The 19,169-nt window shown below is 67.9% G+C and carries 16 protein-coding genes, 1 tRNA gene and 4 pseudogenes; 11 read left to right on the forward strand and 10 right to left on the reverse strand.

Translation table 11 applies throughout. The features are described 5' to 3' along the window. Nucleotides 1–172: 172 nt before the first annotated feature. Entirely contained in the window at nt 173–427 is a 255-nt protein-coding gene (gene crgA / locus ACZ7OO_RS11385) for a cell division protein CrgA (RefSeq protein ID WP_471503796.1), read from the reverse strand. A 152-nt stretch (nt 428–579) separates the two neighbouring features. Here crgA and ACZ7OO_RS11390 point away from each other — a divergent pair, with 152 nt between their 5' ends. Genes ACZ7OO_RS11390 through ACZ7OO_RS11415 form a run of 6 tightly spaced genes read left to right on the forward strand, consistent with a single transcriptional unit; the run spans nt 580 to nt 4,707 of the window. Beyond that, a complete protein-coding gene (locus ACZ7OO_RS11390; protein ID WP_471503798.1) occupies nt 580–1,368 on the forward strand; it encodes a DUF881 domain-containing protein in 789 nt (262 codons plus the stop codon). Between the two features lie 26 nt (nt 1,369–1,394). Further along, on the forward strand, nt 1,395–2,084 hold the full coding sequence (locus ACZ7OO_RS11395; protein ID WP_471503800.1) for a class E sortase: 690 nt from the start codon (nt 1,395–1,397) through the stop codon (nt 2,082–2,084). A gap of 4 nt (nt 2,085–2,088) precedes the next feature. Further along, on the forward strand, nt 2,089–2,298 hold the full coding sequence (locus ACZ7OO_RS11400; RefSeq protein WP_471504274.1) for a hypothetical protein: 210 nt from the start codon (nt 2,089–2,091) through the stop codon (nt 2,296–2,298). Beyond that, a complete protein-coding gene (locus ACZ7OO_RS11405) occupies nt 2,295–2,933 on the forward strand; it encodes an aminodeoxychorismate/anthranilate synthase component II (protein ID WP_471503802.1) in 639 nt (212 codons plus the stop codon). Before ACZ7OO_RS11400 ends, ACZ7OO_RS11405 begins: the two co-directional genes overlap by 4 nt. Next, nucleotides 2,930–3,940, forward strand: coding sequence for a class E sortase (locus ACZ7OO_RS11410; RefSeq protein ID WP_471503804.1), 1,011 nt, complete (start codon nt 2,930–2,932; stop codon nt 3,938–3,940). Before ACZ7OO_RS11405 ends, ACZ7OO_RS11410 begins: the two co-directional genes overlap by 4 nt. Nucleotides 3,941–3,954: 14 nt before the next feature. Continuing rightward, nucleotides 3,955–4,707 (forward strand): class E sortase, encoded by a 753-nt coding sequence (locus ACZ7OO_RS11415; protein ID WP_471503806.1) that lies wholly within the window; start codon nt 3,955–3,957, stop codon nt 4,705–4,707. Nucleotides 4,708–4,792: 85 nt separating this feature from the next. On the opposite strand, the gene ACZ7OO_RS11420 is transcribed toward ACZ7OO_RS11415, so the two are convergent. Together ACZ7OO_RS11420 and ACZ7OO_RS11425 are read right to left on the reverse strand one after the other, a co-directional pair. Next, nucleotides 4,793–5,752, reverse strand: coding sequence for a restriction endonuclease (locus ACZ7OO_RS11420; RefSeq protein ID WP_471503807.1), 960 nt, complete (start codon nt 5,750–5,752; stop codon nt 4,793–4,795). Between the two features lie 573 nt (nt 5,753–6,325). Beyond that, nucleotides 6,326–6,614 (reverse strand): annotated as a pseudogene (locus ACZ7OO_RS11425) (leucine zipper domain-containing protein); the annotation flags it as partial. A gap of 192 nt (nt 6,615–6,806) precedes the next feature. Here ACZ7OO_RS11425 and ACZ7OO_RS11430 point away from each other — a divergent pair. Continuing rightward, nucleotides 6,807–6,993: pseudogene (locus tag ACZ7OO_RS11430) on the forward strand (site-specific integrase); the annotation flags it as partial. A 201-nt stretch (nt 6,994–7,194) separates the two neighbouring features. On the opposite strand, the gene pknB reads toward ACZ7OO_RS11430, so the two are convergent. The 6 genes from pknB to ACZ7OO_RS11460 form a co-directional block, all read right to left on the reverse strand. Continuing rightward, the gene (pknB, locus tag ACZ7OO_RS11435; RefSeq protein ID WP_471503809.1) at nt 7,195–9,180 is read right to left on the reverse strand and encodes a Stk1 family PASTA domain-containing Ser/Thr kinase; all 1,986 of its coding nucleotides are present in this window, start codon (nt 9,178–9,180) and stop codon (nt 7,195–7,197) included. Nucleotides 9,181–9,387: 207 nt separating this feature from the next. After that, the gene (locus tag ACZ7OO_RS11440) at nt 9,388–10,872 is read right to left on the reverse strand and encodes a peptidoglycan D,D-transpeptidase FtsI family protein (protein ID WP_471503811.1); all 1,485 of its coding nucleotides are present in this window, start codon (nt 10,870–10,872) and stop codon (nt 9,388–9,390) included. Continuing rightward, complete coding sequence (locus tag ACZ7OO_RS11445; protein WP_471503813.1) at nt 10,869–12,308, reverse strand: FtsW/RodA/SpoVE family cell cycle protein; 1,440 nt, start codon at nt 12,306–12,308, stop codon at nt 10,869–10,871. Before ACZ7OO_RS11445 ends, ACZ7OO_RS11440 begins: the two co-directional genes overlap by 4 nt. 30 nt (nt 12,309–12,338) lie before the next feature. Further along, nucleotides 12,339–13,904 carry a Stp1/IreP family PP2C-type Ser/Thr phosphatase gene (locus ACZ7OO_RS11450; RefSeq protein WP_471504256.1) on the reverse strand — a complete coding sequence of 522 codons (1,566 nt, stop codon included), beginning with the start codon at nt 13,902–13,904 and terminating at the stop codon, nt 12,339–12,341. A gap of 90 nt (nt 13,905–13,994) precedes the next feature. Then, on the reverse strand, nt 13,995–14,519 hold the full coding sequence (locus ACZ7OO_RS11455; protein WP_351738084.1) for an FHA domain-containing protein FhaB/FipA: 525 nt from the start codon (nt 14,517–14,519) through the stop codon (nt 13,995–13,997). Nucleotides 14,520–14,529: 10 nt separating this feature from the next. Then, complete coding sequence (locus tag ACZ7OO_RS11460) at nt 14,530–15,414, reverse strand: FhaA domain-containing protein (RefSeq protein ID WP_471503815.1); 885 nt, start codon at nt 15,412–15,414, stop codon at nt 14,530–14,532. Between the two features lie 406 nt (nt 15,415–15,820). Between ACZ7OO_RS11460 and ACZ7OO_RS11465 the strand changes: the two genes are divergently transcribed. Then, nucleotides 15,821–15,904: transfer RNA gene (locus tag ACZ7OO_RS11465), tRNA-Leu, on the forward strand. A 257-nt stretch (nt 15,905–16,161) separates the two neighbouring features. Here ACZ7OO_RS11465 and ACZ7OO_RS11470 read toward each other — a convergent pair. Continuing rightward, nucleotides 16,162–16,854: pseudogene (locus tag ACZ7OO_RS11470) on the reverse strand (ABC transporter permease); the annotation flags it as partial. On the opposite strand from ACZ7OO_RS11470, the pseudogene ACZ7OO_RS11475 reads away from it, so the two are divergent. The 3 genes and pseudogenes from ACZ7OO_RS11475 to ACZ7OO_RS11485 all read left to right on the forward strand — a co-directional run. Then, nucleotides 16,829–16,975: pseudogene (locus ACZ7OO_RS11475) on the forward strand (DNA-binding response regulator); the annotation flags it as partial. The pseudogenes ACZ7OO_RS11470 and ACZ7OO_RS11475 sit on opposite strands and share 26 nt — an antisense overlap. 106 nt (nt 16,976–17,081) lie before the next feature. Then, on the forward strand, nt 17,082–18,545 hold the full coding sequence (locus tag ACZ7OO_RS11480; RefSeq protein ID WP_471503817.1) for a DUF2252 domain-containing protein: 1,464 nt from the start codon (nt 17,082–17,084) through the stop codon (nt 18,543–18,545). Nucleotides 18,546–18,575: 30 nt separating this feature from the next. After that, nucleotides 18,576–19,163: a hypothetical protein gene (locus ACZ7OO_RS11485; RefSeq protein ID WP_471503819.1), complete on the forward strand. Its 588-nt coding sequence runs from the start codon at nt 18,576–18,578 to the stop codon at nt 19,161–19,163. Nucleotides 19,164–19,169: the final 6 nt, after the last annotated feature.

Consider the following 19,169-nt stretch of genomic DNA (forward strand, 5'->3'; position numbering starts at 1 on the left):
CCTGTCCCTCACTCGCGTTTACGCAGGTCAGGCAGGGGGCGAACAGTTAGGCGAAGGGCGTTGTGGTAGTCGTACCGGCGTCAACGCCCTACGGGTTATCCACAGATCGTCTTCTTTTCCCCAGGTCCATACACAGGCCTGTGGATAACTCAGCGGATAACCCTGGGCAGAGCTACTTCCACTGCGTCGAGACGCCGAAGCCGGCCGCGATGAAGCCGAAGCCCACGACGATGTTCCAGTTGCCCAGGCTGTCGATGGGCAGTGAACCGTCGGTGACATAGAAGACGACGATCCAGGCCAGCCCGATGAGGAACATGGCCAACATCACCGGCGCGACCCACGCGCGATTGGTCAGTTTGATGGCGGTCGCCTGCTTCGCCGGGGGCGGCGTGTAGTCGGCCTTCTTGCGGATACGTGACTTCGGCACGAGGGTCTCTCCTGTCGATGCGCTGCGTGGCCGCGCAGGTAACTGGGTCGGGCTCGGAGCAGCGTACAAGGGGACAGCAAGGGCGCACTGACCGCTCCCCCGGGCGTCCGTTAGCGTAGTGCTTCAGCGGCGCCGAAGGAGATAAGGGTACGTTGACCAATTCTGCCGACTCCAACGCGACCGGATCAACGGGTTCGGACCCGGCCCGCAAGGGTGGCTTCCGGCCGGTGCGGATTCTCACCGTGGGTGTCTTCGCCCTGGCCGGACTTCTCTTCTTCACCAGCTTCAACACGGCCAAGGGCACCGACATCCGCTCGGACGACAATCTGCTGAAGCTGTCCGACCTGATCCAGGAGCGCAGCCGCAAGAACAAGGAGCTGGACGCGTCCAACGCGGGCTCGCGTGACCGCAACGAGAAGCTCGCCGAGCGCGACGACGGGTCCAGCAAGGCACAGGACGACCAGCTCTCCGGTCTGGAGAAGGATGCCGGGACGCAGAAGCTCACCGGCGAGGCGATCACCGTCACGCTGAACGACGCCCCGCCGAACGCCACGGCCAAGCTTCCCGGCTATCCCGAGCCGCAGCCCGACTACCTGGTCATCCACCAGCAGGATCTGCAGGCCGTGGTGAACGCCCTGTGGCAGGGCGGGGCCCGGGGCATCAAGGTCATGGACCAGCGGTTGATCTCCACCAGTGCGGTGCGCTGTGTCGGTAACACCCTGATCCTCCAGGGCCGGGTGTACTCACCGCCGTACAAGATCCAGGCGGTGGGGGACCCGGCGAAGATGCAGCAGGCGCTCGCGGGCTCGGAGGCGATCCAGAACTACATGGTGTACGTCAATGTGTACGGCCTCGGCTGGAAAGTCACCGAGGACGGGACGGTGACTCTGCCGGGCTACTCGGGCACAGTGGATCTGCACTACGCGAAGCCTGTGGGGTAAGCCGCTCGTTGTCTCTGGAGCCGCCGGTGCGCGTGATCGTCAGGACCGTCAGCGAGCTCTGCATCACCGTCGGCACGCTCATAGTCCTCTTCGTCGTGTATGTGCTGTTCTGGACCGGCGTGAAGGCCGACAGTGTGATGCACGACCAGATCGACCAGTTACAGCGGCAGTGGTCGGACAGTGCCACGGTGCACCCGACGGCGGAGGCGTCCGCGAGCGCCGCCCCGGCCGAGCCCGCCGCGTATCGCTACGGCAGGCCTTTCGCGATCATGTACATCCCTCGGTTCGGTTTCACGTGGAACAAGCCGGTCCTGGAGGGCACCGGCACCGATGTGCTGAAGAAGGGCCTCGCCCACTACGCCCGTACCGCCCGGCTGGGCCAGGAGGGCAATTTCGCGGTCGCCGGCCACCGGCGCACGTACGGTGATCCGTTCCTCGACTTCCCGAAGCTGCGCCGGGGCGATGCGATCGTGTTGACGGACGGTACGACCTGGTTCACGTATCGGATCGACAAAGGCCCCTACAAAACAGTTCCGACGGACGTTGAAGTGATCGACCCTGTGCCACGTAAGTCGGGGTATACGCGTCCAGGCCGCTATCTCACGCTGACCACGTGCGATCCGGAGTGGGGGCACAGCCATCGGCTGATCGTCTGGGCACATCTGGACTCCACACAGCCCGTTGAGTCCGGCAAACCCAGGGCGCTGCGCCGTTAGTCTGGTGCAGTACGGCGGGATTCTGGTGCCGTGGTGGAACGGAAGGGACGGCATGTACGGCTGGATCTGGCGGCATCTGCCGGGCAACGTGTTGGTGAGGGCGTTGATCTCACTCGTTCTGGTTCTGGCCGTGGTCTATGTCCTCTTCCAGTACGTCTTCCCCTGGGCCGAACCGCTGCTGCCCTTCAACGATGTGACGGTGAACAACCAGTGAGCGCGCGGATTCTCGTCGTCGACAACTACGACAGCTTCGTCTTCAACCTGGTCCAGTACCTGTACCAGCTGGGCGCCGAGTGCGAGGTGCTGCGCAACGACGAGGTGTCGACGGCGCACGCCCAGGACGGCTTCGACGGCGTCCTGCTGTCGCCGGGCCCCGGCACGCCGGAGGAGGCGGGCGTCTGCGTGGAGATGGTCCGCCACTGCGCGGCCACCGGCGTCCCCGTCTTCGGCGTCTGCCTCGGCATGCAGTCGATGCAGGTGGCGTACGGCGGTGTGGTGGACCGGGCGCCGGAGCTGCTGCACGGCAAGACCTCGCTGGTCGAGCACGGGGGCGTGGGGGTCTTCGCCGGGCTGCCGACGCCGTTCACGGCGACCCGCTACCACTCGCTTGCCGCCGAGCCGGCCACTGTCCCGGCCGAGCTGGAGGTCACGGCCCGTACCCACGACGGGATCATCATGGGTCTCAGACACCGTGAACTCCTGGTCGAGGGTGTGCAGTTCCATCCCGAGTCGGTGCTGACCGAGCACGGGCACCGGATGCTGGCCAACTGGCTGGTGGAGTGCGGTGACCAGGGGGCCGTGGCGAGGTCGGTGGGGCTCGCCCCGGTGGTGGGCAGGGCCACGGCGTGACCGCGCTGCGCCCCGAGCGCGAGACCGACACCTCGTACGGGCGTCAGCCGTACGGGGGGTCGAGTGCACTCGGGGACACGGCGTATCTCCCGTCGATGGACGACGAGACCGTGGCGCTGAGGATCCCCGATCCGCCGCCCGTATCGGCTTCTGCGGGCACGGCAGCCTCTTCTGCCTCTGGACTCCCAGCGGGTGGCCGAGCGGCCCGCAGAAAGGCAGCCAAGCGGCGTGGTGGCCGTCATGGTGGCGCATCGGAGACGGCACCGCCGGAGAACAGCCCGCCGGGGCGGCCGCTCTCCCGGGTCGAAGCCCGTCGGCAGGCGCGGCTGAGCAAGCCGGGTCCGGCCGTCGTGGCGAGCCGGGCGATAGGCGAGGTGTTCATCACCACCGGTGTGCTGATGCTGCTGTTCGTCACCTACCAGCTGTGGTGGACGAACGTGCGCGCCCATGCCCAGGCGGGCAAGGAGGCCAGCAGCCTCCAGCAGGACTGGGCGAGCGGCAAGCGGGCCCCGGGTGTCTTCGAGCCGGGGCAGGGTTTCGCGATCCTGCACATTCCCAAGCTGGATGTGGTGGCTCCGATAGCCGAGGGTGTCAGCAACAAGAATGTCCTCGACAAGGGCATGGTCGGCCACTACGGCGAGGGTGCGCTGAAGACCGCGATGCCGCAGGACAAGACCGGCAACTTCGGCCTGGCCGCGCACCGCAACACGCACGGTGAGCCGTTCCGGTACATCAACAAACTGGTGGCCGGTGACGCGGTGGTGGTCGAGACACAGGACGAGTACTTCGTGTACAAGGTGACGTCGATGCTGCCGGTGACGTCGCCGAGCAATGTGAGTGTGCTGGATCCGATCCCGAAGGGTTCCGGCTTCACCAAGGCGGGCCGGTACATCACCCTGACCACCTGCACACCGGAATTCACCAGCAAGTACCGGTTGATCGTGTGGGGCAAGATGGTCGAGGAACGCCCGCGCAGCAAGGGCAAGCCAGACGCGCTCGTCGAGTAAGGGCAGAGAAAACAGTGGCAGCGACCGCGGACGACACCGAAGAACAGACCGACGCGCCGGACGCGGCGCCCGTGCCGGGCCGTCGGTCGATCGGCCCGTTCGCGATGGTGGTCAGCGTTTTCGGCGAACTCCTCATCACGGCGGGCCTGGTACTGGGCCTGTTCGTCGTCTACTCGCTTTGGTGGACGAACGTCATAGCGGACCGCAAGGCGGACCGGGAGGGTGACAAGGTTCGTGACACCTGGGCGCAGCAGGACACCGGTCCGGGTGCGCTGAACACGAAGAACGGCATCGGGTTCCTGCATGTGCCGTCGATGAAGAACGGTGAGGTCCTGGTCGAGAAGGGCACGTCGACGGACGTCCTGAACGACGGTGTGGCCGGCTACTACACGGACCCCGCGAAGGCGATGCTCCCCACCACCGGCAAGACCGGCAACTTCACCCTCGCCGCCCACCGCGACGGCCACGGTGCGAAGTTCCACAACATCGACAAGGTGAAGGTCGGCGACCCGATCGTCTTCGAGTCACGGGACAAGTGGTACGTCTACAAGGCCTACTCGATCCTCCCCGAGACCTCGAAGTACAACGTCAAGGTCCTCTCCCAGGTCCCCAAGGAGTCCGGCAGGACCAAGCCGGGCCACTACATCACCCTGACGACGTGCACACCGGTGTACACGAGCCGGTACCGGTACGTGGTGTGGGGCGAGTTGGTGCGGGTGGACAAGGTGGACAGCAAGCGGACTCCGCCGAAGGAACTCCGCGGCTGAGCTGCTGACGGCGACTCGATCCCCTAGCATGGCGGAGGCCCGAAGCCGCAACTACGACTTGCGACTTCGGGCCTTGTTGCTCGGGTTACCTCAGGCTTTTGAGGGGCGCTCCGGAGCTCCACGCCGCCAACTCGTCACGATCCACCATCACGATGCCGCTCAGTTTGGCGATGGCCTGAGCTTCGGCACTGAAGTTGCATGTGGCGACGAAGAGAGCGATATCTGCGGGGGCGACGGCTCGTGCGGCACCGGCGAACTTCTGCATGTCGGCGCTGCGGATGGAGCGGCGACTTGTGTGGTTCTTGCACTGGACGGCCACGGTGCGTCCGTCAGCGGTCCGGGCCGTAACGTCGATGCCCCGGTCCCTGTGGGCCTGTCGCACGACGACGTCCATGCAGCCGTCGCGACGCAGAAGATCGGCGACGTGCCGTTCGAGTGCCTGCCAGGTCATGCCCTTGAGCGCTGCGGCGACTTCTGGTGCGCGCCCTTCCTCCTGGAAGCTGATACGCCGATGGTGCTGACACAGCCTGCGTTCCACGTGCTCGATGTCCTGCCGGAGCTCGATCAGCTCGTGGCGGTGTTCGCCTGCGGAGGCGATGAGGGCGTTGAACATCGGCGCGACGGTCTTGCCGAGGATGTGGGTGATGCGCTGGTCGATGCGGTCGTCGAGGGCCCGGAGGTTTGTCAGGGCGGGGTTATCCACAGGCTGTGCCCGGGCGAGGTACTCCATGTCGAGGAGGTAGACGCGTACCTGACGTGCGACTTCGCTGTCGCGGAGGAGCATGGCAATGTTGAGGATGGCTCGGCGGGAGTAGACGGTGAGTTTCCGCCGGGCCTGTGGATAACTTCCCAGCGAGAGTGACAAGTTGTCACTCTCGAATTTCCGCAGTTCAGAGCCGCGCAGCACGACCATGCCGCTGGCTTCCAGCTCTTCTCGGTGGCGCTTGGCGAGCTGCCGGACTGCCTCGACGGTGACCTCGAAGTACGCCGCCATCATCGCCGTAGTCACATGCATCCCGTTCGGCAGCAGTGACAGAGCCTTCACCTTGTGAGGACGTCGGTCCGGTCCAGCACGCTGCTGCGTAGGGCCTGGGACTCCAGCAGTGCTGTTTGGTCGATCATGTTCTGCCCCCTTATTCGTCGTGACCATACGGCCGGGGCAGCGAACAGATTTTCCACCCCACCCGATCAACGAGTCATGACATAGGAAGACACGATCGGATGGGGAACTCTCGTCTGACTATGGTGTCGCGTGGCAAGCGGACACCGCCGAAGGAACTGCGCTGACAGACCCCCTTGCGTTTGGCGGGCAGTTCCACCACAGCGAGGCTGACCCGACGATCGTAGTTCGTGGGACATATCCCGACCAATGCTCCACGTGTGGGGCAACTGGGTGGATCGATCCATGACGCGTCGTCGGGATCGGGATCGGGTCGCGGGGCGGCTGTGGCCCCGTCGACTTCGGCCATCTCGTTGGCGATGCTGTTCCAGCAGACATCGCAGAGCTTGGCCATGAGGTCGATTCGCCTCGCTCGCGCACGGCGGCGCTTGTGGCACCGCAGCGATCACATGCGAACTGGGATTGACCGGATACCCCCCCATGTGGTCAAGCCCTGCTGCGCACAGGCCCGATCAGGTGCTCGCGGCGCAGCCGGACGACCTGCTGTTCGACCGCGGTGGGTGTTTGGCGGGGACTGTGGTGAGGGCGGCTGGAGCGATCGTGCGTACCGGTCGCGCCCAGCTGCCGGTAGCGGCCGGCCCAGCAGGCCGCGGTGGTGTGGCTGACCTGGCAGCGTTCCGCGGCCCGCGCACGGGCCAGTCGTCGTCCACGACACACCGGGCAGACGCGGCCTGCCGGTCGGCGTCAGCGGGACGGTAGGACACGAGGGCCTCCTGAGTACGGGCAATCCACACCGAACCGGAAGGCCCTCACCTGTTCAAGATCCCTCAGCCGAGACCTGGCTCACCCGTCCACAACCTCCCGAGACAGAACACCTAGCGCGGCCGGGTCACGCTCACGGGCTGCGTCGTACCAGCCGGAGTCGCCACGAGAGCTCAAGCCGCCGTGCTGACGGATCCAACTGCACACGGCCTCTGCGGACACAAGGCACACCTTTGTGTCGCTGCTCTCGGACCGGGGCGTGCGGCTGGAGGAGATCTCGGCTCGTCGGGCACTCCGGGACTGCTGTCACCGAGGAGGTCTATCGGAAGCAGATCCGGCCCGTGATCCAGACCGGTGCTGTGGTCATGGATGGGATCTTCGGCGCGCAGAAACGGCGGTCGTAGGCGCGCAGAAAGCGGTAGCCACCCAGATAGACACGCAAGCAGAAACAGGTGAGTCACGTACCGAAATCGGTAGGTGACTCACCTGCTGTTTTGGCTGTCGGGGTGGCGGGATTTGAACCCATGACCTCTTCGTCCCGAAGGGAACGAGCGATGAGGGAACTCAGGTATGGGAGCTTGGGTTCCGCCGTGGTGACCGGGGCGTCAGCCGCCGGTACCGCCGAAGAAGTTGGTACCGCCGTTGTTGTTCCCGCCGTTGTTGCCGTTGCCGCCGGTCGTGGTGAGGGTGATCGTCGTGTTGCCCGGGTCGCTCTCGGGGGTGTTGGGCTGCGGGTCCTCGCCGGTGACGATCGCGTCGTCGCTGGGGTTGCCGTTGAACTGGATCTTGGTGAATCCGGCCGCTTGCAGGGTCTGCTTGGCCTGGGCCACGGTCTGGCCCCGTACCTCCGGCACCGGCGTCTGCTGTTGGGCCTGGCCGATCTGGATGTTCACCGTGGAGTTCTTCTTGACCTGGCTGTTGGCCTGAGGGTCGGTCGAGACGACCTTGTTGACCAGGTTGGGGTCGGTGGTGTTCACCTGGGTGCAGTTGCCGACCAGGTTGGCGGCCGTCATCGCCGCCTGGGCGTCGGCACAGCTCTTGCCGGTGACATCGGGGACCGTGGCCTTCTCCTCGGCCTTGGCGACGGTGAGGGTGATCGTCGAGCCCTTCTGGACCTCCGCGCCAAGGGCTGGATTCTGGTCCAGGACGGTGCCGGGGTCCTCCCCGGAAGTCCGCTGCTTCGTCTTGACGACGAACTTGTACTTGTCGCCCTCAAGCGTCGACTTGGCGTCGTCGATGTTCTGGCCGACGACACTCGGTACCACTACCTTCGGCGCGCCCGTCGACACCACCAGGTTGATCGTGTCGCCCTTGTTGACGTCCGAGCCGAGGGCCGGGTCCTGGGAGCAGACGCTGCCCTTGGGAGCGTTGCTGCAGGGCTTGCGGGTGGGCTCCGCCAGTTTCAGTCCCGAGTTGTCGGCCATCTTCTGGGCGTCCGAGTAGGTCGAGCCCACGAAGTTCGGGACGGCGAAGGGTTTGTCCGCGCCGCCGCCGCCGACCACCCATTTCCCGATCAGGATCGAACCGACCAGCACCAGGATGCCGGCGACCACGAGCAGGATCGTGGAGGTGTTGCTCTTCTTCTGCTGGCGGCGGCGGTCCGGGCGTTCGTCGTAGCCGTAGCCGCCGTCGTCCGGGTTCATCGGCGGGAGCATCGTCGTGGCGCCGGCGTCCGAGCGCAGGGCCGTCGTCTGCTGGTCGTCCGGGTAGCCGTAGCCCACCGAACCCATCGCCGCGGTGGCGGCGACCGGCTGGCCGTCGAGGCACGCCTCGATGTCGGCACGCATCTCGTCGGCCGACTGGTAGCGGTAGTTCGGGTCCTTGACCAGGGCCTTCAGGACGATGGCGTCCATCTCTGGCGTGATCTCGGGGTCGAACACCGACGGGGGCTGCGGTTCCTCACGGACGTGCTGGTAGGCGACGGCCACCGGGGAGTCGCCCACGAAGGGCGGCCGTACCGTCAGCAGCTCGTACAGGAGGCAACCGGTCGAATACAGATCGGACCGGGCGTCGACCTGCTCGCCCTTGGCCTGCTCCGGGGAGAGGTACTGGGCCGTGCCGATGACCGCGGCCGTCTGGGTCATGGTCATGCCGGAGTCGCCCATGGCGCGGGCGATGCCGAAGTCCATGACCTTGACCTGGCCGTTGCGCGTGAGCATGACGTTGGCCGGCTTGATGTCACGGTGGACGATGCCGCTGCGGTGCGCGTACTCCAGGCCCTGGAGGATGCCGATGGTCATTTCCATCGCGCGCTCGGGCAGCAGCTTGCGCCCGGAGTGCAGCAGCTCACGCAGCGTCGAGCCGTCTACGTACTCCATGACGATGTACGGGATCGAGACCCCGTCGATGTAGTCCTCGCCCGTGTCGTAGACCGCGACGATCGCGGGATGGTTGAGCGAGGCGGCCGACTGGGCCTCCCGGCGGAACCGGGCCTGGAAGGACGGGTCGCGCGCGAGGTCCGCTCGCAGCGTCTTCACCGCCACCGTGCGGCCGAGCCGGGTGTCATGGGCGAGGTAGACCTCCGCCATGCCACCGCGACCGAGCACGTGGCCCAGTTCGTACCGGCCGCCTAGGCGACGCGGCTCTTCCATAGTTCCCTACCAGCCCTCTCCGTCGGTCCCGACCGGCACGGGTGTGCGGTCGGAGGCTGCCGTCCGGGCCTACCGTACCCGGCTGTGTTTGTGTGACCTGGCCAAGCCCGTAACCCGATACAGGACCGGTATGTCAACGTGCACCGATGTGAAGGGGACGTGAGCGGGGTCACGTCCGGTGGCGCCGGAGCGCCGTGGCGGGCGGGGTCACTTCTTGGAGTTGATGACCGCCTCCATCACGCTCTTCGCGATCGGGGCCGCGAGGCCGCCGCCGGAGATGTCGTCGCGGTTGGCCTGGTCGTCCTCGATCACCACGGCGACCGCGACCGGCTTGCTGCCGTCGGGGAGCTTGGCGTAGGAGATGAACCAGGCGTACGGGTTCGCGCTGTTCTCCACGCCGTGCTGGGCGGTACCGGTCTTGCCGCCAACGGTGACACCGTTGATCTGGGCGTTTGTGCCGGTGCCCTGCTTGACGACCGTCTCCATCATCGACTGGAGGATCTGGGCGTTGGAGGAGGACAGCGGCTGGCTCAGTTCCTGCGGGTCGGTCTGGGAGACGGTGTCGAGGTTCGACGACTGCAGCTTGTCGATCATGTACGGCTTCATCAGCTTGCCGTCGTTGGCGACCGCGGAGGCGACCATGGCCATCTGGAGCGGGGTGGCGGCGGTGTTGTACTGGCCGATCGAGGACAGGGCGGTCTGCGACTGGTTCATGTTGTCGGAGAAGACCGAGGCGCTGGAGCGGACCGGGGTGAACTGCTCGGAGTCGAAGCCGAACTTCTTGGCCTCGGCGAGCATCTTGTCGTTGCCGAGGTCGGCGCCGATCTTGCCGAAGACGGTGTTGCAGGAGTAGCGCAGCGCGATCCGCATGGTCGCGTTCTTGCAGGGGATGCTGCCCTCGTTCTTCAGCTCGGTGGTGGTGCCCGGCATGACGTACGGCAGCGGTGACTTCGTGGCCTGGTCCGCGGAGGTGTACAGCCCGTTCTGCAGGGCGGCCGCGGCGGTGACGACCTTGAAGGTGGAGCCCGGCGGGTAGGTCTCGCGCAGCGCCCGGTTCAGCATCGGGTCGTTCGGGTCGTACTTCTTCTGGAGCTTCTTCCAGGCCTGGGCGTCGGTGTCCGAGGTGCCGGCGAAGGCGGAGGGGTCGTACGAGGGGTAGCTCGCCAGGGCCAGGATCTTGCCCGTGGCGGGGTCCAGGGCGACGACGGCGCCCTTGCCGCCCTGCTTCTTCAGCCCGTTGTAGGCGGCGTTCTGGGCGGCCGCGTTGAGGGTGGTGACGACGTTGCCGCCCGACTTCTGCTTGCCCGTGATCATGTCGAGGGTGTTGCGGAAGAAGAGCCGGTCGTCGTTGCCGGTGAGGATGCCGTCCTCGAGGGACTCCAGCTGGTTGGCGCCGAAGGCCTGGGAGGCGTAGCCGGTGACCGGGGCCCACATGGGGCCGTTCTTGTAGGTGCGCTTGTACTTCAGGTCGTTGATACCCGAGGAGCCGGACGCGGTGGAGCCGGTGATCGGGTTGCCGTCGACGATGATGTCGCCGCGTGCCGTGGCGTAGCGGGCGATGGTGACCCGGCGGTTGGCGGGGTCCTGGCGCAGGGTGTCGGCCTTGACGTACTGGAGCCAGTTGTCGCGCAACAGCAGGGCGAGGACCAGGAGGCCGCAGAAGATCGCGATCCGGCGCAGGGGCTTGTTCATGAGGGGCGGACCACCTGGGTCATCTCGGCGTCGGGGTTGGCGGCGGGCGCCGGGGCCGGGCGGCGGGCGGTGTCGCTGATGCGGATCAGTACGCCGATGAGCGCCCAGTTGGCGATGACGGAGGAACCACCGTATGCGAGGAACGGCATCGTCATACCGGTCAGCGGGATGAGGCCCATCACACCGCCGGCGACGACGAAGACCTGGAGGGCGAAGGCGCCGGAGAGGCCGACGGCGAGCAGCTTGCCGAAGGGGTCGCGGGCGGCGAGGGAGGTGCGCAGACCGCGCTCGACGATCAGCCCGTAGATCAGCAGGATCGCCATCAGGCCGGCCAGGCCCAGCTCCTCGCCGAAGGTGGCGAGGATGAAGTCGGAGTTGGCGGCGAACCGGATCTGTTCGGAGTGGCCCTGGCCGAGGCCGGTACCGAGGGTGCCGCCGGAGCCGAACGCCCACAGGGCCTGCATCGCCTGCTCGGAGTGGCCGACGACACCCTGCCGGGAGAGCGTGTACTCCTTCATCGGGTCGAGCCAGGCCTGGACGCGCTGCTGGACGTGCGGTTCGAAGCTGGCCACGCCGACCGCGCCGACCGCCGACATCAGCAGACCGAAGACGATCCAGCTGGTCCGCTCGGTGGCGACGTACAGCATGATGATGAACATTCCGAAGAACAGCAGCGAGGTACCGAGGTCGGTCTCGAACACCAGGATGAGGATCGAGATGAACCAGACGACCAGGATCGGGCCCAGGTCGCGGCCGCGCGGCAGGTACAGCCCCATGAAGCGGCGGCTGGCGAGCGCGAGGGCGTCCCGCTTGACCATCAGGTAGCCGGCGAAGAACACCGCGAGGACGATCTTCGCGAACTCACCGGGCTGGATGGTGAAGCTGCCGACGTGGATCCAGATCTTGGCGCCGTACACGTTGGCGCCGAGGCCGGGGACGAGCGGGAGCAGCAGCAGGAAGAGCGCGGCCACCATGGAGATGTAGGTGTAGCGCTGGAGTGCTCTGTGGTCCTTGAGGAAGATCAGGACGACGATGAACAGGGCGATGCCCATCGCGGTGTACAGCAGCTGGTTGGTGGCCTTGCCGCCGGCGACGTGGATGGACTGCAGCAGTTTGGACTGGTCGAGTCTCCAGATGACGACCAGGCCGAGGCCGTTGAGCAGGGTGGCCAGCGGCAGCAGCAGCGGGTCCGCGTAGGGGGCGAACCTGCGGACGGCGAGGTGGGCGACGGCGGCCAGGAGGCCGAGGCCCAGGCCGTAGCTCAGCAGTCCGGCCGGGACCTTGTCGTTGATGGCCAGGCCCACGTTGGCATAGGCGAATACCGGGATGGCGACGGCGAACACCAGGAGCGCGAGCTCGGTGTTGCGCCGGCTCGGCGTGCCGATGGAGCCGATCGTGGACGTGTGGTTCGTCGACGTGTTGGTAGTACTGCTCATCGTGTGACGGGGCCTCTCACGGCTTGCCTGCTACTGCTTACCGCACAGCGAGACGACCTTCTGCTCATCCTCCGAGAGGGTGGGGCCGGGGCTGGGGGTCGCTGAGGGGGACGGGGACGGTGACGCCGTGGAGGACGCCGAGTTCGACGGTGTGGGCGAGGCCTTGGACGTGAGAGAGGCCTTGGTGGTTCCCGTGGTGCCTCCGGCCTTGCCCTGGCCGGCCTTGGAGCTGGTCTTGGACGCGGCGGCGGTGCGCTCCGACTCCTTCTTGCAGGCCGAGGCCTGCACGGCCAGCTCCTGGACCTTCGACTGGGCGTCCTTGAGGCCGCCCTCTGCGATGGTGGCCTTGACCTGCTTCTGCTGGTAGGGCGGCAGGTACTTGAGTTCGATCTCGGGGTGGTCCGTCTCCACCTTCGACAGTGACACCCAGGCCAGGTCCTGGCTGATGCCCTGGTAGAGCGCGACGTGCTCGCTGTTGGCGCCGACGTAGTACTGCGTCTGCGTCCAGCGGTAACCGCCGTACAGGCCCCCGCCGATGACGGCGAGGGCGAGGATGCCGTAGAAGGATCTCTTCAGCCACCTGCGGCCCTTGCGGGGCTTGACGAAGTCGTCGTCGGTGTAGTCGTCGAAGCTGCCGGCCGGGACGTATCCGGTGGTGTCGCCCGAGCCGGGCGGCCCGAACTCGCCGCCTCCGCCGTGGCCGTGGCCCTGGCGGCCGAGGTTGGCGGCCCGGCCTGCCGGGGTCTGCATGATGCCGTTGTCGTGCAGGTGGTGCTGGTTCTCGGCGACGGCGCCGACCACGACCGGGGTGTCGGAGAGCTGCCCGGCGAGGGTGTCTCCGGTGTCCAGGTCGAGGACGTCCGCGATGATGACCGTGATGTTGTCGGGGCCGCCGCCGCGCAGCGCGAGCTGGATCAGCTCCTGCACGGTCTCCTGCGGTCCCTGGTAGCTGGCGAGGGTCTCCTCCAGGGTCTGGTGGGAGACGACCCCGGAGAGCCCGTCGGAGCAGATGAGATAACGGTCACCCGCGCGGACCTCGCGGATGGAGAGGTCGGGCTCGACGTGGTCGCCGCTGCCCAGCGCACGCATCAGCAGTGAGCGCTGCGGGTGGGTGGTGGCCTCTTCCTCGGTGATCCGGCCCTCGTCGACGAGCCGCTGCACCCAGGTGTGGTCCTGGGTGATCTGCGTGAGCTGTCCGTCCCGCAGCAGGTATGCGCGGGAGTCGCCGACGTGCACCAGGCCGAGCCGCTGGCCGGTCCACAGCAGGGCGGTGAGGGTGGTCCCCATGCCTTCCAGCTGGGGGTCCTCCTCGACCATGGCGCGCAGCTGGTCGTTGGCGCGCTGCACGGCGTGGCCGAGGGAGGTGAGGATGTCGGAGCCGGGTACGTCGTCGTCGAGCGTGACCAGGGTGGAGATCACCTCGGAGGAGGCGACCTCACCGGCGGCCTGGCCGCCCATGCCGTCGGCGATGGCGAGCAGGCGGGGACCGGCGTAACCGGAGTCCTCGTTGCCCTCCCGGATCATGCCTTTGTGCGATCCGGCGGCGAAGCGCAGTGACAGACTCATGCGCACCTCGCCCGTCGGCTCCGGGTACATCCGCACGGTGCCCACCCTCCGGTCGGGAGCGCGCAAAGGACCGGCGTCCGGTCCGCCGCTGCGTGCTCGCTCCGCTCGCTCATTTTCGTACTACTTCCGCAGCTCGATGACGGTTTTGCCGATGCGGATCGGTGCGCCCAGCGGAATCGGTGTGGGGGTCGTCAGCCGGGACCGGTCCAGGTATGTGCCGTTGGTGGAGCCGAGGTCCTCGACGATCCACTGGCCGTCGCGGTCCGGGTAGATCCTGGCATGGCGGCTGGAGGCGTAGTCGTCGTCCAGCACGATCGTGGAGTCGTGGGCGCGGCCCAGGGTGATGGTCTGTCCCTGGAGGGCGACCGTCGTACCCGTGAGCGTGCCCTCGGAGACGACGAGCTTGCTGGGGGCGTTGCGCCGGCGGCCGCCGCCGGCGGCGGGCTGCTGGCCGCGCTGCTGCGGGGGCGCGGCCTGCTGCCGGGCAGCGGGCTGCTGCCGGCGTCCTTCTTCCCTACGCGATCCGCGCTGGGTGACGCGCGTACCGAACAGGTCGCTGCGGATGACCTGTACGGCCACGATCACGAACAGCCACAGAACGGCCAGGAAACCCAGCCGCATGACCGTGAGGGTCAGCTCTGACATTGCCCCCGCTTCACCCTTCGGCTTGCCGGTAAATGATGGTGGTGCTGCCCACGACGATCCGCGAGCCGTCGCGGAGCGTAGCGCGGGTGGTGTGCTGCCCGTCCACCACGATGCCGTTGGTGGACCCGAGATCCTGGATCGTCGAGGGCGTTCCGGTCCGGATCTCGCAGTGCCGGCGGGAGACGCCGGGGTCGTCGATCCGCACGTCGGCCTCGGTGCTGCGGCCCAGCACGAGCGTCGCGCGGGAGATCTGATGGCGGGTGCCGTTGATCTCGATCCAGTAGCGGGTTCGGGAGCCGGGTGCCGCGGCGCCGACGGGCCCGGAGGGTCCGGCGGGCCGCGGGGCGGCGGGCTGGGCCGGCTGCGGGTAGCCGTAGGCGCCGGGGCGCTGCGGGGCGGCGGGGGGCGGTGCGCTCGGCATGGGCGGGGCCGCGGCGGACGGCGGGTAGCCGTAGCCGCCCGGTCGCTGCGGGGCGCCGCCGGCCGCGGGCGCGCGCTCCGGGGCGGCCTGCTGGTTGCTGGAGGAGGCGAGGGTGCGGCTGCGCACCCGGTACAGGCCGGTGTCGAGATCCTCGGCCTTCTCCAGGTTTACCTTGATCGGCCCCATGAAGGTGTAGCGCTGCTGCTTGGCGTAGTCGCGGACCATCCCGGCGAGCTCGTCGCCGAGCTGCCTGGAGTAGGGGCTGAGCCGCTCGAAGTCGGGAGCGCTCAGCTCGACGATGAAGTCATTGGGTACGACCGTCCGGTCGCGGTTCCAGATGGTCGCGTTGTTGTCGCACTCGCGCTGCAGCGCACCGGCGATCTCCACGGGCTGGACCTCGGACTTGAACACCTTCGCGAAGGTGCCGTTGACCAGACCTTCGAGACGCTGCTCGAACTTCTTCAGGACTCCCACAGGGCACCTCCTCTGTCGCCTTGCCCGTACGGCCTGCCGTCACCGCTACTGCTCACTGATCGTATCTACGCGCCCGGCAATCAGCCGGTTCCCCCAGCGGCCCCCCTTCGAACTCCTCGGCACGCTTCTCCTGTCAAGGATCGGCGTTTCTTCTGCCAAGGATCGTAGAGGTGGGCCATGACCAGTGTCCCGCACCTGACTGTGGACCTGATCCGTCTCCTGGACAGATGGCCCCGACCGGTACGAGGTTGATACGTGAACGCCGACTGCTCGGTACGTGAGCTTCAGGTGAGCGCTGCCCGGAGACAAGGGATGTGAACCCACCCCTTCCCACGTGCTAGTGTTCTGCGTGTCGGAAGGGGCCAGGCCGCCAGAAACGGGGCCGGAACCGGAGGACACACCCAATGCGCGGGTGGCGGAATAGGCAGACGCGCTGGATTCAGGTTCCAGTGCCCGCAAGGGCGTGGGGGTTCAACTCCCCCCTCGCGCACACAGAGGCGAAAGACCCATCGTTGTCACGGTGGGTCTTTTTGCTGTGCCGTTGTGGTTCATGGGGGCGGGCGCAAGGCGCCTCGGCCCGGGGCGGCGGTGTGATTTTCCTGTCGGTGTGAGGTGTCTCTCACTGGGCGGACCACTGGGTGGACGGGTGCGGTTTCCGGGTGGCCACGGCGGCCGATGCGGTGGTGGCCAGGACCGCGAGGGCCGCGCAGACGGCGGTGGTGGTGGCCGGCGCCGGCCAGGGGAGGCGCACAGCGCGACCAGCACCCCGGTCGAGAAGGCCGCGCAGTACGGCCAGACGGCGTCACCCGTCTCGAACCAGCCCGGGGCGAGTCCGCCGTCGACCGTCCAGCGGACGAGGTGGGGTGCGCCGTACCGGCCGAGCACACAGCCCGTCGCCGAGGCGACCACCCCGAGCAGCAGGGCCTCGGCTGCCACCGTCCGGCGGAGCTGCCCGGGCGTCGCCCCGGCGGCCCGCAGCAGACCGAACTCGCGGTGGCGCTGGACGACCGCGAACGCGAACGTCGACGCCACCACGAACACCGACACCAAGGCGGCGACCCCGCCGGCTGTGCTGAACAGGGCGTTCAGCGCGGTCAGCGCCTCCCGGTCACGGTCGGGGTCCGGGTCGGCGTAGCGGCGGTCGTCGCCGGTGAGGGCCTTGACGCCCGGGATGCCCCGCACCGCGTTCCGTACGGCCGTGACATCGGCGTCTGTTGCCAACTGCACACTGCGGGGCTGGAGTTGCGCGGCCCGGGCGTCGGTGTAGAAGACGGTGTGCTCGAAGCCGCGGTCGGTGACCGTGCCGACGACCGTGACGCTGCCGCGGTTCGTGCGCACGCTCTGGCCGGGCTTCGCCCAGGTCCCGCTGACCACCACCTCGCCGGCGGCGCGAGGGGCGCGCCCCGAGCTGATCTCGTACGGCGCGATCGCCCGCGAACTGGTGATCTCGGGGGCGGCGGTGGGCAAGCACATCGGGGGGATCCTGACGAAGCTGGACCTGCCGCCGGCACAGGAGACACATCGGAGAGTGCCGGCGGTGCCGGCTTGTCTGAGGGCCTGATCCCGGAGATACGCGACAAGGGCTGCCACCTCCATCCGAATACGCGGAAGTTGTCCACAGGGCCTCATGTGGTTTCAGCCCCCACCTGTACCGTTTCCACGAGTTGATGTTCGTGCGTGTGCGGGTGTGGAGCACGGGGGAGGCGGTCGACGTGACCGGACTGGAAGAGGCGACGACGGCCGGGGCGCGCAAGTTGCCCTCGCCGAAGGGCTTTGCGCAGTGGCCTGCGAAGGGCTCGCCCAAGGAGGAGGGCAAGGCGCTGCGTTCGGCCGTGCCGCGCGGCAGCCATGCCGCCCTGGACCTGGACGGCTCCCGGCCCGACGCGGTGAGCGCGGTCGAGGAGTCCAACCGCGACCGGATCCCGGAACTCATCCCGATAAGGGTCGGCAGGATGGCGGCGAGCCCGTTCGCGTTCCTGCGCGGCTCGGCCGGCCTGATGGCGCACGATCTGGCCCGCACCCCGATGACCAGGATCGCCACCCAGATCTGCGGCGACGCCCACGCGGCCAACTTCGGTCTGTACGGCGACCCGCGCGGCGACCTCGTCATCGATCTCAACGACTTCGACGAGACCGTGCTCGGCCCCTGGGAGTGGGACCTCAAGCGGCTCGCCGCCTCCCTGGTGCTGGCCGGCCGGGAAGCGGGCGCCGACGAGGACGTGTGCCGCAAGGCGGCGGGTGACGTGGCCGGCGCCTACCGCCGCACCATGCGCCTGCTGGCGAAGCTCCCGGTGCTGGACGCGTGGAACGCCATCGCGGACGAGGAACTGGTCTCCCACTCCGACGCCCACGACATGCTCGGCACCCTGCGCCGGGTCTCGGAGAAGGCCCGCGCCAACACCAGCGGCCGGTTCGCGGCCCGCTCCACCGAGCCCACCGAGAACGGCGGGCGCCGCTTCGTCGACGCCCTGCCGGTGCTGCGCCGGGTCGCGGACGAGGAGGCGGAAGCGGTGGTGGCGGCGCTGGAGCACTACGTCACCACGCTCTCCGAGGACCGCCACCCGCTGCTCTCCCGGCACACCCCGCACGACGTCGCCTTCCGGATAGTCGGCACCGGCAGTGTCGGCACCCGGTCGTATGTCGTGCTGCTCCTCGACCATCGCGGCGAGCCGCTGATCCTCCAGGTCAAGGAGGCCCGCCCGTCCGCGCTCGTCCCGCACCTGGCGACGGCCGGGTTCGAGGCGCCCGCCGTCGACCACGAGGGCCGCAGGGTGGTCCTCGGGCAGAAGCGGATGCAGGTGGTCAGCGACATCCTGCTCGGCTGGACCACGGTGGACGGCCGTCCCTTCCAGGTCCGCCAGTTCCGCAACCGCAAGGGCAGCGTCGACCCGACCGCCCTGTCTCCCGACCAGATAGACGACTACGGCCGGATGACCGGCGCCCTGCTGGCCCGCGCCCACTCACACGGCGCCGACCCCCGTCTGATCGCCGGCTACTGCGGCAAGAACGAGGAGCTGGACGACGCGATCGCCGCGTTCGCGGTGACCTATGCCGACCGCACGGAGGCGGACCACGAGAAACTGGTGGCCGCGGTACGGGCGGGGCGGATCGCTGCGGAACTCGGGGTGTGACCGCCGGGTGAGGGGTGCTGAGGTGCTGGAGTGAAGTACGTCGTCATCGGTGAGGGTGAGGGTGAGGGTGGGGGTGGGGGTGGGGTCTGGGGCGAGGGCCTCGGGCCGGTGTTCGGTGACGGTGGTGACAGCGTGGGGCCGGTCTTCGTTGACGGCAGCGAGGGCGTGGGGCCGGTCTTCATCGATCCCAGCCCTTACCTGGCGCGGCTGCCGGAGTTCGCCGGTGACCTGCCGCCCGGCGCTCGCGCCTTCGCCACCGACCCGGGTCACTACGACCTCGGCGGCCACCGCTGTGTGAAGGACCTGCGCCCGCTGGACATGCGGCGCACGGCCCCCGACGACATCGAGATCCGCTTCCGCCCCAATCGCTTCCACCACAACCGGTTCGAGCACGACGAGGACCTGGTCGTCCGCTACTCGGGGGTCTCCCGCTTCCAGACGGACATCCTGGGCGCCTGCGATCTGACCTCGCTCGGCGAGGTGATCCTCGACGAGATCCTCCCGTCTCCCGGCGGCTGCACCCATGAGCTGGCCTGCCGCCCCGGAACCCTTGTCGTGGCCTGCAGTGATCTGGTCGCGGAGTGGGTGGCGGCCACCCCCGAGGACGACAGGCCCTAGTCTGGT

It is taken from the genome of Streptomyces sp. NPDC111744 (assembly GCF_055634995.1).

Bases quoted from the DNA above. Each gene is read 5' to 3' on its own strand.
- pknB (WP_471503809.1), bottom strand. From the start codon at position 9,180: ATGGAAGAGCCGCGTCGCCTAGGCGGCCGGTACGAACTGGGCCACGTG.
- ACZ7OO_RS11440 (WP_471503811.1), bottom strand. From the start codon at position 10,872: ATGAACAAGCCCCTGCGCCGGATCGCGATCTTCTGCGGCCTCCTGGTC.
- ACZ7OO_RS11445 (WP_471503813.1), bottom strand. From the start codon at position 12,308: ATGAGCAGTACTACCAACACGTCGACGAACCACACGTCCACGATCGGC.
- ACZ7OO_RS11450 (WP_471504256.1), bottom strand. From the start codon at position 13,904: ATGTACCCGGAGCCGACGGGCGAGGTGCGCATGAGTCTGTCACTGCGC.
- ACZ7OO_RS11455 (WP_351738084.1), bottom strand. From the start codon at position 14,519: ATGTCAGAGCTGACCCTCACGGTCATGCGGCTGGGTTTCCTGGCCGTT.
- ACZ7OO_RS11480 (WP_471503817.1), top strand. From the start codon at position 17,082: ATGTTCGTGCGTGTGCGGGTGTGGAGCACGGGGGAGGCGGTCGACGTG.